This is a genomic window from Lacicoccus alkaliphilus DSM 16010 (assembly GCF_900142805.1).
Classification (GTDB): Bacteria; Bacillota; Bacilli; order Staphylococcales; family Salinicoccaceae; genus Lacicoccus; species Lacicoccus alkaliphilus.
Genome location: NZ_FRCF01000002.1, coordinates 606093 through 621064 on the forward strand (window position 1 = coordinate 606093; position 14972 = coordinate 621064).

Genomic DNA, 14972 nt, shown 5'->3' on the forward strand with positions numbered 1-14972 from the left:
CAAGTCACTTCCCTGTTAATGTATATACTGTATCTGCATGAATCCGGTCTGCAACTTTCAGGATGAGTTCACGGTCGACAGCATCCATCCATTCCTCCCAGTCTTTACCGGTCGTGCCATTCAGAAACTGGTTGTAAACCAGGGCAATCAGGCCTTTCGGTTTATCGACGGCTTCCTTCCTGTTCACTTTCATCAAATGTTTGGTCTCTTCCACGAATTCATCGGTGAAATCGCCTTTTTTGATCCTTTCGAGCTCATGCATGACTGCATTTTCAGCCTTCGCCGTCTGATCGGGTGAAACCCCTGCCAGGACGAAAATAAAGCCATTTTTAATGTCGGCCTGGGAATGTATCTGATAGGCAAGACTTTCCTTTTCTCGGATATTCTTGAATAAATAGCTCGTGGCACTGCCGCCGAACATCTGATTGATCACATTCAAAGCCATCCGTTCTTCCGCCGTCTTTACATCCGCCCTGAATCCGATGTTGAGTTTCGCCTGTTCGACGCTCTCCCTTTCGGTGACTGCCTTGTATTCTGTTTCTTTGAAGGCGTATCCTCTGTAGGGCAGCTTCACTGTCTCGCTGCGGCAGAGGATGCCCCTCAGGCTCTCCTCACCCACTTCATCCAGGTGGCCGGAAATCAGTATGGCCGCTTCATCAGAAGCCATCATTTGCCGGTGTTCTTTTTTGATGTCTTCAAGGGTGATCCCGTCGATATCTTCAAGCACACCGTGTGATAAAAACTTATATGGCTCATCTTCAAACATGATGTTCAGCAGATTTTCGAAACTCTTCTGGGCTTTATTGTCCTTCAGACCTTTCAGCCTGTTTTTATAGAGCCGTTTTTCCCTCTCGAAAAACTGCTCATCCGCCTCATCATATTCAGCCGGTGTGGCGAGCACTTCCTTCAGCACGCTGGTCATCGTCTCAAGGAAGTTCAAATCCTCTTTCACGAACCTGGAGTTGATGAATTCCAGGTTGAAGGAGACCATGTGATCCCGGCCTTTTTTAGTGGCATTGGAAGTCAGGTGTGCGCCGTAATGGTGGGCGAGATAATTCAGGAATTCACTTTCCGTGCTGAATGACCCTGTCTTCTTGACCATCATCCTGCTCAGCAGATATCTTACGGATACCCTTTCCCGTCTCAGTTCACTTCTGAATTGGACTTTTAAATTGATCGTCTTGAATTTTTCGGTATGAATGAAAACAACCGGTACATTATTTATGGACTTCGTTTCAACGTTATACATACACTACTCCTCACTCGTCATTTTTAACCAACACATTCCTCGGCTTGCTGCCGCTTGCAGGCCCGATGACGCCGTTCGCTTCCAGGTCATCAATCAGCCTTGCGGCACGGTTGTAGCCCACACGGAACTGCCTTTGCAGAAGGGAGGCACTCGCCCGCTGTTCCTCGATGACGAACCATTTTGCATCCGGATATAGTTCATCTTCAGATTCCACTTCTTCTTTTTGCGGCTGATTGTTCATTATGGACTTTTCATAATTCGCCTTCATCTGCGCCGTAATGAATTCGACGACATCATACACTTCATTATCGGCAAGGAAAGCCCCCTGCACCCTGAGCGGCTTGGAGCGTCCGGAAGGCAGGAAGAGCATATCGCCCCGGCCAAGCAGCTTTTCCGCCCCCTGTGTATCCAGGATGGTCCTCGAGTCCGTATTCGAGCTTACGCTGAATGCGATACGTGAAGGTATATTGGCCTTGATGATGCCCGTGATGACATCGACGGAGGGCCTTTGTGTCGCGATGATCAAATGGATCCCCGCAGCACGGGCCATCTGGGCGATCCTGGTGATGCTCGCCTCCACGTCTTTTGAAGCGACCATCATCAAGTCTGCAAGCTCATCGATGATGACGACGATATAAGGCAGCTTCTGCACTTTTTCCGGATGTTCGCTCTCCCTTTCAAGATACTGGTTGTATGCTTCGATGTTTCTTGTATGCGAATGTGAGAACAGGTCATAACGGCGTTCCATCTCGGAGACGATCCTGTTCAACGCATCGCTCGCCTTTTGGGGATTTGTCACTACCGGACTCAGCAGGTGCGGGATGCCGTTATAGACATTCAGTTCAACCATTTTGGGGTCGATCATCATCAGTTTCACTTCATGAGGCTTTGCATTCATCAACAGGCTGATGATGATGCCGTTGATACAGACTGATTTTCCGCTGCCGGTCGCCCCTGCCACTAGAAGGTGCGGCATTTTATTGAGTTCAGCAAGGATCGGTGCCCCGGAGATATCTTTCCCAAGCGCCACTTCAAGCGGATTGGATGATGTCTTCCGCTTCAGCACTTCCCTCAGCGTGACCATGCTGATGACCGAATTCGGCACTTCTATGCCCACGGCCGATTTCCCCGGTATCGGTGCCTCGATGCGGATGTCTTTGGCGGCGAGGGAGAGGGCGATGTCGTTTTGAAGATTGATGATTTTACTGACTTTCACGCCGATGTCCGGCTGCACTTCAAATTGCGTGACGGCAGGACCGATCCTGATCTTCGAAACTTTCGCATTGACTCCGAAGTTCTTCAGCGTTTCCTCGAGGATCTTGCCCTGGCTCAGCACTTCTTGATTGCTGACTTTCTCCGTCACTTCCGCATCATCCAGCAGGGAAATTGACGGCAGCTGATATTCGATGAGCTTTTTCAGCTCCTCTTCTTCGAACTCTGCGATTTCACTTTCGCCTTCCCCCGGCTCCGGCGCCACCGTGTCTGTGAAGTCTTCACTCTCATATTCGATCTGCTGCGGCTCGTCCGCCGCTTCTGCAATTTCGAGTGCATCCTCCCGGGCAGCGGAAAAGGCCGGTGCATCATCCGCATCCGGCTCATATACCGGTTGCTCGACAGGGGCCTCCGGTCCCCTCATTTCTGCACGGTCTTCTGCTTCCTTCTTATTCTGCTCGAGTGCTTTCATGTTACTCTCACGGTCGAAGCTGTGCATATCTTCTATGATCGATTCATCAGCCGAGAAGGAATCCAGTGTTTTCGGTTCTTGGTAGACCGGATTCTCAGCAGTCGCTGCGGGTATATTGTCCGCCTTGCGCTTCCGGCTCTTTTGCGTCGGCTTGTCTTCCCGCGCCGACTCGACCTTCCTGTTATCGAACAACGTCTGAATGGCATCTTTAATGGCGTTGTACAACCAGGTGAACAGACGTGCGACTGCCAATCCTGCTGCCTGCAGTCCTGCAACCAGCTTGTTCGTATGCGCGGTCAGTGTATCTGCAATATTTTTATGGGTGATCAGCAGTATGCTGAAGTAGATGAAGATGATACTGAGAAGCAGCGTGCCAAACAGGGAAACACCTGTGGATGAAAATGCAAATAACAGCTGTCCGAATACTCCGCCCCCGAAGAATTCCGAACCTCCGGGTTCACGGATTGCTGTAAAAATTTCATTGAAGCTGTAAAAATTTTCAGTTCGCGGCTGGTTTGATATATACAATACGGAATGCAGCAGGAAGAGCAGGCCAAACTGCAGCAGCAAATACCCGCCCATACGTCTCGTGAACGGCACTTTTTGTTCCCTCATCATATATACACCTGCAAGGACAGCCACCAAATATGTAAAGAAGCGGCTTTCACCTAAAACGTAAGCCATACCGGCATCCAAAAAAGCACCAACTACTCCCAGCCTCAACAGGGCGATAAATATTATCACGATGAAAGCAAAAGTCATCAGTGAGTAATATGTTTTATTATTTTGTTTTTTCCTTTTCTTATTAGTTGAACTTTTTTTACGTTTTGAAGTCATAAAAACTCCTCTTTCGATTGATAATGAGACTGTCATCGCTGACAGTCTCATTATGATTTATATTTCAGAAATGATCGGAATGATCATCGGACGTCTTTTTGTACTATCATACAAATACTTTCCGAGATCATCTCTGATACTCTGTTTTATTGTGCTCCAGTCGAGTTTCTTCTCTTCGAGCGCATCATTGACGATGTCGGTGATACGGCTCTCCGCTTCCTTCAGCAGGTCTTCACTTTTCTTTACATAGACGAAACCGCGGGACTGCAGTTCCGGTCCTGCCATGATCGTCCGGGAGGCGGGGTCGATCGTGACGACCGCTATGAATATGCCGTCTTCACTCAAAAGCCTGCGGTCCCTGAGGACGATGTTGCCCACATCACCCACGCCGCTGCCATCGATGAGAGTATTGCCGGCAGTGACTTTATCAGAACTGACCATCTCTTTACCGTCAAATGTTGCAACATCACCTTTCTCCAATAAAAAGATGTTCTCAGGCGCCACGCCCGTCTCTGCTGCAAGCTTGGCATGCGCAATCTGCATTTTGAATTCACCCTGCACCGGGATGAAATATTTGGGTTTCATGACATTCAGCATCATCTTCAGCTCTTCGCTGAGACCGTGTCCGGAAGCGTGAATGTTTTGTGAAGGTGTGACGACATTCGCACCCGATTTCACAAGATCATTCAACGTGCTGTAGAGGATCACTTCCATATTGGATGAAGGCGTCGTCAGTATGAATACCGTATCACTCTCTATGATGTTCGTCACGTCATGTGTGCCCCTCGACATCTGACCGAGTGCTTCTATCGGCTCACCCTGTGAGCCTGTCGCAATGATGACGATTTCATTTTTGGGATAATCCTTGATTTCATGGCTCGGCACGAGAAGGCCTTCCGGTATATTGAAATAACCGAGGTTTCTCGCCGTCTTGAAGGAGCTTTCCAGAGTCCGTCCTAAAAATGACACTTTGCGCCTGGTCTTCGCAGCATTGTTCAGCACCTGCTGTATCCTTACAAAGTTGGATGCATAGCATGAGACGATGATTCGGCCGTCCGCTTTATGGAAGCCGTCCAGAATCTGCTCCTCGACGAGATTTTCTGCGGTGTTATAGCCCGGCTTCTCGGCTTCTGTGGAATCACTGATCAGGGCGAGCACCCCGTCCTCTCCGGCGATTTCATACATCTTCGCCATATTGTAGCGGTAGCTGCCGCTCAGGCTCTGATCGAATTTGAATTCACCTGTATAGACGATGGAACCATATTTGGTTTCAAGGCTGACGCCGTAGGCATCAGGTATGCTGTGGCTGACTTCGAAGAAGACCATTTCCGCATTTTTGAACTTCATCCTTGATTTGCTGTTGATCGTGTAGAACTTGACTTTCTTGTTGACGCCCTTTTCTTTAAGGCGCTCCTTGACAAGCGCCAGGGTCAATCTGGATCCGTATACAGGGACATTCAGCTCACCGATGATGTATGGTATCGCACCGATCGCATCCTCATGGCCGTGGCTTAAGAATATACCCTTCAACTTACTCTTATTTTCCTTTATATATGAAATGTCGGGTATGACTATGTCGACACCGAGCATTTCATCTTCCGGAAACATCAAACCTGCATCGAATATGAACATTTCATCATCCACTTCGACGACGTACATGTTTTTGGCTATTTCACCGACGCCGCCGAGCGGGATGATTTTGACGTTTCCTGTCTCTTTATCTGCTGACTTCAAATCTTTACCTCCTAAAATCATTTGAACGTGGCATGATAATGCTTGCCGTCAATCGTAATATGAGTGAGCGTCACATCTTTAGTGTCGTATCTCGTCTCTTCAACATTCTTGATCACCAGATGATCGATAGTTTTATCTTCATGGTGCAATTCCTTCAAATAAGTGCCGAGGTTCAAATCTTCGAATATGAGTTTGACTTCGTCCGCTTCTTTGATCCTCAGCTGCCCTTCCACTTCGAATTCCCTGTCGTCCAAAAAGATCTTATCGAATATCATTTTTTCTCCCCCTGTTTCTCTTCTTCCAGTATCACTTTCCTGGAAGCGTTCACACGCCCCTGATTGTCGATGTTCGTCACCTTGACGAGGAACTTGTCACCGATTTTTGTCACGTCTTCAACATTTTTGACATGCTTCGTATCCAGGTTGGATATATGCACAAGCGCATCTTTACCCGGGAAGATCTGGACGAACGCACCGAATTTTTCTATGCGTTTGACTTCTCCCATATAAGTTTCCCCGACTACGGCGACACGCGTCAGGTCCTCGATGATTTCCCTTGCACGCTTGATCATTTCAGGATCACTGTGGCCGATGAAGACGGTGCCGTCCTGTTCAATATCCAGCTTCGCACCTGTTTCATCAATGATTTCATTGATTTTCTTGCCGCCGGGTCCGATGACGTCGCGGATTTTATCGGGACTGATTTTCATGACCTCGACTTTCGGCGCATAACGGGACAGTGTTTCCCTCGGTGCGCTGATTGCAGATTTCAGGTTGTCCAGTATTGCCAGTCTGCCGGTTCTTGCCTGTTCGAGCGCCTCTCTGAGAATGCTCTCATCCAGCCCTTCGATTTTTATGTCCATCTGGATTGCAGTGATGCCCTTATCCGTGCCCGCGACTTTGAAGTCCATGTCCCCGAGGGCATCTTCCATACCCTGTATGTCGGATAAAATCGTGTAGTTTTCATCCTTTTTGACAAGGCCCATGGCGATGCCCGCAACCGGTGCCTTGATCGGCACACCGGCATCCATCAAAGCAAGTGTGGAGCCGCATATCGAAGCCTGGGAGGAAGAGCCGTTCGATTCCAGCACTTCGGAAACCACCCGTATCGTATACGGGAACTCTTCCGCATCCGGGATGACCTGCAGCAATGCGCGTTCACCAAGCGCGCCATGGCCGATTTCACGGCGTCCGGGACCTCTGATCGGCCCGGTCTCCCCTACTGAGAAATGCGGGAAGTTATACTGGTGCATATAGCGTTTCTGGTCTTCTGCACCAAGACCGTCAATGATCTGGTATTCGCCCAGTCCGCCGAGCGTACATACAGAGAGCGCCTGGGTCTGCCCGCGTGTGAACAACCCTGAACCGTGGGTGCGCGGCAGAAGCCCCACCTGTGAATCAAGCGGTCTGATCTCATCCGGCTTACGTCCGTCAGGACGGACTTTATCTTCTGTAATCAGACGGCGCACTTCTGCTTTGAGCAGTTCTTCGATGATGCCGCCCGCCTCCTTCACCGTACTGGTGTAATCGTCGCTCTCTTCATCGTAAGTATCGAGAATGCTGTTTTTTGCATTGGCGATGCCTTCTTCACGCTTCTGTTTATCCACTTCCTGGATGGCGCCATAAAGGCCGTGCGTTTTGACTTTTTCTTCAACATCCTCCCTGAGGCCCGGAATCTCTTCTTCAAGGTCAGCACCATGTTTTTCTGGACTGATCTCTTCAATGATTTTCTCCTGGAATTCGACAAGCTTCCTGATTTCTTCATGACCGAACAGGATGCCTTCGAGCATCACATCCTCCGTCACTTCCTTCGCACTTGATTCAACCATGTTGACGGCGTCTTTTGTGCCTGCCACCTGAAGGTCAAGCTCCGACTGTTCCATTTCCTCTTCTGAAGGGTTGATGATGAATTCACCATCGATGCGGCCCACTGTGACCCCTGCAATCGGACCCTGGAATGGAATGTCACTCACGCCGAGGGCAAGCGATGACCCAAACATGGCCGCCATTTGAGGTGATGCATCCGGGTCTACGGAAAACACCATGGAAATGACCTGTACATCCCTTTTATACCCCTCCGGGAATAAAGGCCTGATCGGACGGTCGATCAGGCGGCTTGTCAGCGTCGCCTCCTCGCTCGGGCGTCCTTCACGCTTATTGAAACCTCCGGGAATCTTGCCGACGGAGTAGAGTTTTTCCTCATAAGCCACCGTCAAAGGGAAAAAGCCGATGTCTTTCGGCTGCTTTGAGGCCGTTGCTGTGGATAATACCACCGTATCACCGTATCTGATGAGCACAGAGCCGTTCGCCTGACGGGCCATTTCACCATATTCGACGATTAAATCGTGTTTACCCAATTTTGTTTTGTATGTCTTTTTCTGAGATTCTGTCATCTTTAATCTTCTCTCCTTAGTATGACTACTTAATAATAATCATATCACTTTTACTTTAAAATATATATAAAAAAAGGCATATCCCGATAGGATATGCCACACGTGATTAACGGCGCAAGCCAAGCTTGGCGATTAAGTCACGATATCTATGAACATCTTTTCCACGAAGGTAGGTGAGCAGGTGCTTACGTCTGCCGACCATTTTCAAAAGACCACGTCTTGAGTGGTGATCTTTCTTGTGTGTCTTCAGGTGCTCATTCAGTGAGTTGATCTCAGCAGTCAGTACAGCAATCTGCACTTCCGGAGATCCGGTATCAGTTTCGTGTACACGGTACTCCTGAATCAGTTCATTTTTGCGTTCTTGTGAAATAGCCATTAAGAAACGCCTCCTTTTATAATTGTTACACCTTTATCCGAGCAGCAGTTGGAGTGTCTTGCAGCCAAGATAAGGTACTTATAGGATTATACACACTTCAATCTATATCTTCAAGTAATTTCTTTGCCTGCTCCCGGTCGATTTCCATCTGTTCGACCAGTGGGCCGATGCCTTCGTATTTGACTTCGGGACGGAGATAGTGGTAAAAGTAGATTGTCACATTCTCCCCGTAGATACTTTCATTGAAATCGAACAAATGCACTTCAATGATGGGTTTGACGATATCATCGTGGAATGTGGGCTTGACCCCGATGTTTCCGACGCCTTTATGTACGCCGCCCGTCGAATGGACTTCCAGGGTCACAGAATAGACCCCGTTTTTAGGCAGGAAGTACTTGTAGCTGGCTTCAATGTTCGCTGTCGGAAAACCGATGGTGCGTCCTCTTTTTTCGCCCTGCACCACTACACCCCTGATCGTATAGATGCGCCCGAGCTCAATGTTGGCCTGCTCCAGGTCACCCCTTGCCAGCTTATGCTGAATATTTGTCGTGGATATCTTTTCATCGGTCAGCGCATATTTTCCGACTGTCGTCATGTTGAACTCGGAATATTTGTTCAGCGTGGTCGTGTTGCCCTGCCCTTTTTTGCCGTACGTATAATCAAATCCGGAAATCAGCTCCCTGACATTCATGCTGATGATATAATTCCGCACGAATTCATCCGGCTCGAGTTTCGCAAGTTTACTTGAGAAGTTGACCACAAATACATAATCGACACCCATCTCCTCGAGCATTTCCAATTTAACCTCGAGCGGAGTCAGGTAAGTCGTCCGCTGGTGCTTTGGGTTGAGGACAACGGAAGGATGGGGGTCGAAAGTCATGACCGCCTTCTTCAACTGTTTTTCCTCCGCTATTTTAATCATCGTTTTGATGACGTTCAGGTGGCCCCTGTGAAGGCCGTCGAAAAAACCTATCGCCGTTGCATTCTCCCGGATCTCATCCATGTCAATATGGTCTGTAGCATTCAGTCGTATAATCTCCATAAAAACCGCCTCTTAATCATGATCTGTTGAACATTCTATATGGTTTCAGCACGTTTTCCTTCGAAGGATGCTGGTGATACATGCCGATCGGTGCCCCTTCATACAAAAATACAATATAAGCGCCTTTGTCTTTAACCATTTCCATAATATCAGATTTGATCAGCTTCTGCCCGTTCTTTACTTTGAAAAGCAGCTCATCATCATCGACTTCCAACAGATTTTCAGATTTTATTATTTCTTTGACCGGTTGAAGGTGCTGTTTTTTCTCATCGTCGGACAGACGTGACAATTCATCCAGACTGACCGTATCTTCAAGGCCGAAGCCGCACGATCCGGTGCGCATGAGCTCTGACATATGGGCCGGCACGCCCAGTTTCCTGCCTATATCCACTGCAAGCGTCCGGATGTATGTGCCTTTTGAGCACACTACATCGACGGTCAATTTGATTTCGGACCCTGTCCGGATGATGTCGCCGGTGCGCACCATTTCTTTTATGAAAACCGTTTTTACAGGCCGCTCGACGGGCACATTCTTTCTTGCGTATTCATAAAGTTTCCTGCCATTCACTTTCACGGAAGAATACAGCGGCACCTGCTGGGCATAACTGCCTTGGAAAGCGCGTAAAGCCAGGTCGATCGCTTCAGCCGGAATATCTCCCGGAGGTTGGCGCTCAATGATTTCACCGTGGGCATCTTCGGTATCGGTAGCGGCTCCGAGAGTCACTTCAGCCCTGTAGGATTTATCCCTGGTCTGCATGAATTCCGCCAGTTTTGTGCCTTCGCCCACAACCACAGGCAGGACCCCTGTCACTTCCGGGTCGAGTGTGCCGGTATGCCCCACTTTTTTCATATGTAGAATTTTCCTCATTTTATAAACGACATCATGACTCGTCATGCCTTTGTCCTTGAATATTGGAAACACTCCATTATACATATCATCACCTGCATATAAGATAAAATGGCAAACCATTATGGTTTGCCATTGATTTATTTTTCTTTGAGATCGCGCAGTAAAGATTCAATCTTGTTACCGTACTCGATTGAAGTATCATACTTGAATGACAGCTCAGGCGCTTTCCTCAAACGGATTTCCCTGGCGACTTCGCTGCGCAGCAGACCTTTCGCACGCTCAAGGCCGGCTTCAACTTCTTCTTTGTTTTCATTCAAGGAAGTATAGTAAATGACTGCGTTCTCCAGCTCTTTTGTCACTTCAACTTCGGTTACAGTAACCATCCCGATATCAGAATCGGATACTTTGGTCCTCAATGCTTCACTGACAACCTTCTTGATTTCTTCAGCTACTCTTTCATTTCTGTTAGACATTTAATCACCTTTCAATCTCCACCATAATGTAAGGCTCGATCTGGTCTCCTTCTTTCAGGTCGTTGAAGTTTTTGATGGTGATGCCGCACTCATAACCTGCAGCCACTTCTTTTGCATCGTCCTGGAAGCGTTTCAGAGTATCCAGTTCGCCTTCGTAAATGACTATACCCTCTCTGATGACTCTCACACCTGAATCCCGTGTGATTTTCCCATCAGTGACGTAGGATCCTGCGATGGTACCCACTTTGGAGACTTTGAATGTCTGTCTGACTTCTACATTACCGATGACCTGCTCTTCATACTCCGGATCAAGCATGCCTTTCATGGCCTGTTCGATTTCTTCAATCACTTTGTAGATGATGCGGTGCAGCCTCATATCGATCTTTTGCTGTTCCGCTGCACTTTTCGCATTGACATCCGGACGGACGTTGAAGCCGATGATGATCGCATTGGAAGCATTCGCAAGCGTCACGTCGGATTCATTGATTGCACCGACGCCCGTATGGATGATGCGGACATTGACACCCTCGACATCTATTTTCAGGAGCGATGCGCTGAGCGCTTCGACAGACCCCTGTACATCACCTTTGATGATGATGTTGAGATCTTTCGTCTCTCCCTCTTTCATCTGTTCGAACAGGTTATCAAGACTGACCTTCTGGGTCTGTTCGCGTTCACGGACGATCATGTCGCTCTGTCTGGATTCACCGATGGCACGTGCTTTTTTATCGTCTTTGAATACGACGAAGCGGTCACCGGCAAGCGGCACATCATTCAACCCTGTGATTTCAACAGGTGTGGACGGTCCTGCACTCTTGATCCGCTGTCCAAGATCATTGACCATCGCACGCACTTTGCCATATGTGTTGCCCACTACAAGTGAATCCCCGACTTTTAAAGTACCGTGCTGTACAAGGAGGGATGCAGCAGGTCCTCTTGATTTGTCGAGTTCAGCTTCAATCACCGTGCCGACTGCAGGGCGGTTGCTCTCAGTCTTAAGCTCTTCGACTTCACCGACCAGCGTGATCATTTCAAGCAGGTCGTCGATGCCCTCGCCGCTTAAAGCGGAAAGCGGGACGAATATGGTGTCGCCGCCCCAGTCTTCAGGATACAGGCCGTGTTCCCCGAGTTCCGTCATCACCCGGTCCGGGTTGGCGGTAGGTTTATCGACTTTGTTCACTGCCACGATGATCGGCACTCCTGCAGCTTTGGCATGGTTGAGCGCCTCGATGGTCTGAGGCATGACACCGTCATCGGCTGCCACGACAAGAATTGTAATGTCGGTCACCTGCGCACCGCGCGCACGCATTGTCGTAAACGCTGCGTGCCCCGGGGTATCCAGGAAGGTGATTTTCTTTCCGTTGGCTTCAATCTGGTATGCACCGATGTGCTGGGTGATCCCGCCCGCTTCGCCGGCTGTCACTTTCGTCTCACGGATGGAATCGAGCAGAGTCGTTTTACCATGGTCGACGTGCCCCATGATGGTGACGACACTCGGTCTTTCCTCGGTCAGTGATGCTTCGTCCAGTTCAAAGTAGTGCTCGAGTGAAGCCTCGTCGACCTGGGTGTCTTCTTCGGCTGTGTAGCCATGGTTATCCGCAATCAATTCCACCGTTTCTTTATCAAGGGACTGGTTGATGTTTGCGACAACGCCCACCATGAAAAGATCTTTGATCACTGTTGAAGCATCGGCACCGATTTTTTCGGCAAGCTCCCCTACCGTGATGCCTGCTTCATAAGTGAATGACTTGGCTTCGGCGGACTCCCCGGTTTCAACAGCCGCTTTCTGATCTTTCCGGTTCTGCTGATTTTTATTGTTCTGTCTGCTGTTCTTCTTCCTGCCCTGTTTCTTCTGTCTCGTGTTCTGGTTGTTTCTTTGTTGCGGTTTATTGTTCTGCTGTTTGTTGTCCTGTGTCTTATCGTTCGTTTTTTTGCCGAAATGCTTATCCAGCAAAGATACTTCACTGCTTTCCAGTGAACGCATATGACTGCTGACTTCCACACCTTCTTTGCGTAGAAATTCCATAACTTCTTTGCTTGTTAATTTATTGTTCCTGGCGTATTCATGAATTCGGATTTTACTCATTGAATCACTTTCCTTTCTCGAGAAGGTCGATGCACTTATTTGCAAAACCTTTATCTGTGACTGCAAGTACTACACGGTTTTCACTGCCTGTAGCTGCACTCAGTTCATTTTTATTGTATTTGTCGATGAGGGGGACGTTGTAATATCGCGCTTTGTCAGAGACTCTCTTCGCGGTGGATCTGCCTGCATCACTGGCCAGGAAGATCACTTTCGCATTATTGTTCCTGGTCGCTTCCAACGTCCGCTCTTCACCATTCACCAGTTTGTTCGCTTTGACGATCAGGCCCAGCATGTTCAGTAATCTGTCATTCATCGTTTCGGGATATCTTCCCGGTATATCAGCCTGATGATTTCATCATATATCGGGCCCAGCTCTTCACCGGACTTTCCAAATTTTCTTTCCAGAACTTTCTTCCCTCTTGCTGCTTCCACTTTTTCAAGGTCTTTTACGACATAACTGCCCCGCCCGTTCTTTTTACCGGTCGGGTCGACAAAGATTTCATCCTCCTTGTTGACGACGATGCGGAGCAACTCCTTTTTCGGATACATTTCATTAGTCAGAATGCACTTTCTCAGTGGAACTTTTCTTGCCATGTTATCACCCGCTGAAATTAATATTTTTAGTCCTGTTCAATAATGCCTTCTTCCACAGCATCGGATTCACTTTTAATATCAATTTTCCAACCTGTCAGTTTAGCCGCCAGTCTCGCGTTTTGACCTCTTTTGCCGATGGCCAGCGAGAGCTGGTTGTCGGGGACGATGACGACTGTGGACTGATGATCCTCATCCACAAGCACATCGACCACCTGCGACGGACTCAGTGCATTTTTGACGAAAACCTTGGGGTCGCTGTCCCACAGGACGATGTCGATTTTTTCACCTGACAGTTCGTTGACGACAGCTTCGACTCTTGCGCCCCTCGCACCGACACATGAACCGACGGCGTCGACGTCCGTGTTCTCAGCATGCACACTGATCTTCGAACGTTCACCGGCTTCACGCGCCACACTCATGACTTCCACGGTGCCGTCATAGATTTCAGGCACTTCTTTTTCGAAGAGGCGCTTCAGCAGATTCGGATGTGTCCTGGAGACGAAAATCTGCGGACCTTTCGTCGTCTGCTCCACTTTGTTGACGTACACCTTGATGCGGTCATTCGGCCTGTAGACTTCATTCGGCATTCTTTCCGACTCGCTGAGGACAGCGTCTGTACGTCCGAGCTGTATATAGACGAAACGGTGGTCCACCCTGTCGATCAGACCGGTCATCACTTCATCTTCTTTGTCGATGAATTCATCATACAGGATGCCGCGCTCGGCATCCCGCAGCCTCTGCATCACCGCCTGCTTCGCTGCCTGTGCACCGACACGGTTGAAATCTTTGGGGGTCACATCCTCATCAAATGGATCCCCGATTTCATAGGCGGGATTCACTGTACGTGCAGTTTCCAGATCGACTTCCCCCGTCGGATCCTCGACTTCCTCCACGACATCTTTACGTGAAATCACACGGTAGCTGCCGTTTGTGATGTTCAGATCAACTTTGACGTTTCTGTGCTGCGTGTAATTCTTTTTATAAGCAGTCAACAGCGCTGCTTCAATTGTTTCTATCAATATTTCCCTTGGAATGCTCTTTTCTTTTTCAAGGTATTCCATGGCATTCAATAATTCCTGGTTCACAATTTATCTCCTCCGATCAGATTAATACTGCTTTCCTTAAAGTGGCGATTTTCTCACGGTCGACCGTGATGGTTTTTTTTCTGGTCTTGTCTTTGTACTCCACAGTAACAGTGTCCTGATCGTAGGACTTCAATATGCCTGTCCACTCTTTTTCACCGTTAATCTGCTGGTAGGTCTTCACATAGATGCCGCTGTCCAGAGTCAGTTCCAGATCTTCGTCATTCTTGATCGGACGTTCGGCTCCCGGGGAGGAGACATCCAGAAAATAAGCACCTTTCACAATATCCCACTCATCCAGTTTTTCACTGACCACTTCGCTTGCGGCTGCACAGTCCTCAAGGGTGATGCCGCCCTTTTTATCAAGATAGAGCCTCAGGAAATTATCCTTGCCTTCTTTGACGTATTCCACTTCGATGAGCTTGAAGCCGAGCGCTTCGACCACTGGCGAAGCATTGTCAAAAACCTTTTGTTCAGTATGATTCATCCCAAAATCGCCTCCTTTAAACGTAAGAAAAGAACGGGCGGACCCGTTCTTCTCCATGTGCATGAGTATTAATATCACTGACTATG

General features: G+C 48.5%; 14 protein-coding genes. All 14 read right to left on the bottom strand.

Annotated features, from left to right (window positions below; genetic code table 11):
- Positions 1 to 4: 4 nt before the first annotated feature.
- Positions 5 to 1249, bottom strand: coding sequence for an EF-P 5-aminopentanol modification-associated protein YfmF (yfmF, locus tag BUA12_RS03280; RefSeq protein WP_072708253.1), 1245 nt, complete (start codon positions 1247 to 1249; stop codon positions 5 to 7).
- Between the two features lie 10 nt (positions 1250 to 1259).
- Positions 1260 to 3617 carry a DNA translocase FtsK gene (locus BUA12_RS03285; RefSeq protein WP_435387542.1) on the bottom strand — a complete coding sequence of 786 codons (2358 nt, stop codon included), beginning with the start codon at positions 3615 to 3617 and terminating at the stop codon, positions 1260 to 1262.
- 210 nt (positions 3618 to 3827) lie between these two features.
- On the bottom strand, positions 3828 to 5504 hold the full coding sequence (locus tag BUA12_RS03290; protein ID WP_245772733.1) for a ribonuclease J: 1677 nt from the start codon (positions 5502 to 5504) through the stop codon (positions 3828 to 3830).
- Between the two features lie 17 nt (positions 5505 to 5521).
- Positions 5522 to 5779: a hypothetical protein gene (locus tag BUA12_RS03295; RefSeq protein WP_072708260.1), complete on the bottom strand. Its 258-nt coding sequence runs from the start codon at positions 5777 to 5779 to the stop codon at positions 5522 to 5524.
- On the bottom strand, positions 5776 to 7896 hold the full coding sequence (gene pnp / locus BUA12_RS03300; RefSeq protein WP_072708262.1) for a polyribonucleotide nucleotidyltransferase: 2121 nt from the start codon (positions 7894 to 7896) through the stop codon (positions 5776 to 5778). Before pnp ends, BUA12_RS03295 begins: the two co-directional genes overlap by 4 nt.
- Positions 7897 to 8002: 106 nt before the next feature.
- Entirely contained in the window at positions 8003 to 8272 is a 270-nt protein-coding gene (gene rpsO, locus BUA12_RS03305; RefSeq protein WP_072708264.1) for a 30S ribosomal protein S15, read from the bottom strand.
- A gap of 97 nt (positions 8273 to 8369) precedes the next feature.
- Positions 8370 to 9314 (bottom strand): bifunctional riboflavin kinase/FAD synthetase, encoded by a 945-nt coding sequence (locus tag BUA12_RS03310; protein WP_072708266.1) that lies wholly within the window; start codon positions 9312 to 9314, stop codon positions 8370 to 8372.
- A gap of 16 nt (positions 9315 to 9330) precedes the next feature.
- A complete protein-coding gene (gene truB, locus BUA12_RS03315) occupies positions 9331 to 10248 on the bottom strand; it encodes a tRNA pseudouridine(55) synthase TruB (RefSeq protein ID WP_072708268.1) in 918 nt (305 codons plus the stop codon).
- Positions 10249 to 10301: 53 nt separating this feature from the next.
- Positions 10302 to 10637 carry a 30S ribosome-binding factor RbfA gene (rbfA, locus tag BUA12_RS03320; RefSeq protein ID WP_072708270.1) on the bottom strand — a complete coding sequence of 112 codons (336 nt, stop codon included), beginning with the start codon at positions 10635 to 10637 and terminating at the stop codon, positions 10302 to 10304.
- Between the two features lie 4 nt (positions 10638 to 10641).
- Positions 10642 to 12723 carry a translation initiation factor IF-2 gene (infB, locus tag BUA12_RS03325; protein ID WP_072708272.1) on the bottom strand — a complete coding sequence of 694 codons (2082 nt, stop codon included), beginning with the start codon at positions 12721 to 12723 and terminating at the stop codon, positions 10642 to 10644.
- Positions 12724 to 12727: 4 nt separating this feature from the next.
- Entirely contained in the window at positions 12728 to 13036 is a 309-nt protein-coding gene (locus tag BUA12_RS03330) for a L7Ae/L30e/S12e/Gadd45 family ribosomal protein (protein ID WP_072708274.1), read from the bottom strand.
- Complete coding sequence (gene rnpM / locus BUA12_RS03335; protein WP_072708277.1) at positions 13033 to 13317, bottom strand: RNase P modulator RnpM; 285 nt, start codon at positions 13315 to 13317, stop codon at positions 13033 to 13035. Before rnpM ends, BUA12_RS03330 begins: the two co-directional genes overlap by 4 nt.
- 26 nt (positions 13318 to 13343) lie before the next feature.
- The gene (gene nusA / locus BUA12_RS03340; protein ID WP_072708279.1) at positions 13344 to 14405 is read right to left on the bottom strand and encodes a transcription termination factor NusA; all 1062 of its coding nucleotides are present in this window, start codon (positions 14403 to 14405) and stop codon (positions 13344 to 13346) included.
- A gap of 13 nt (positions 14406 to 14418) precedes the next feature.
- Positions 14419 to 14886 carry a ribosome maturation factor RimP gene (rimP, locus tag BUA12_RS03345; RefSeq protein WP_072708282.1) on the bottom strand — a complete coding sequence of 156 codons (468 nt, stop codon included), beginning with the start codon at positions 14884 to 14886 and terminating at the stop codon, positions 14419 to 14421.
- Positions 14887 to 14972 lie beyond the last annotated feature (86 nt).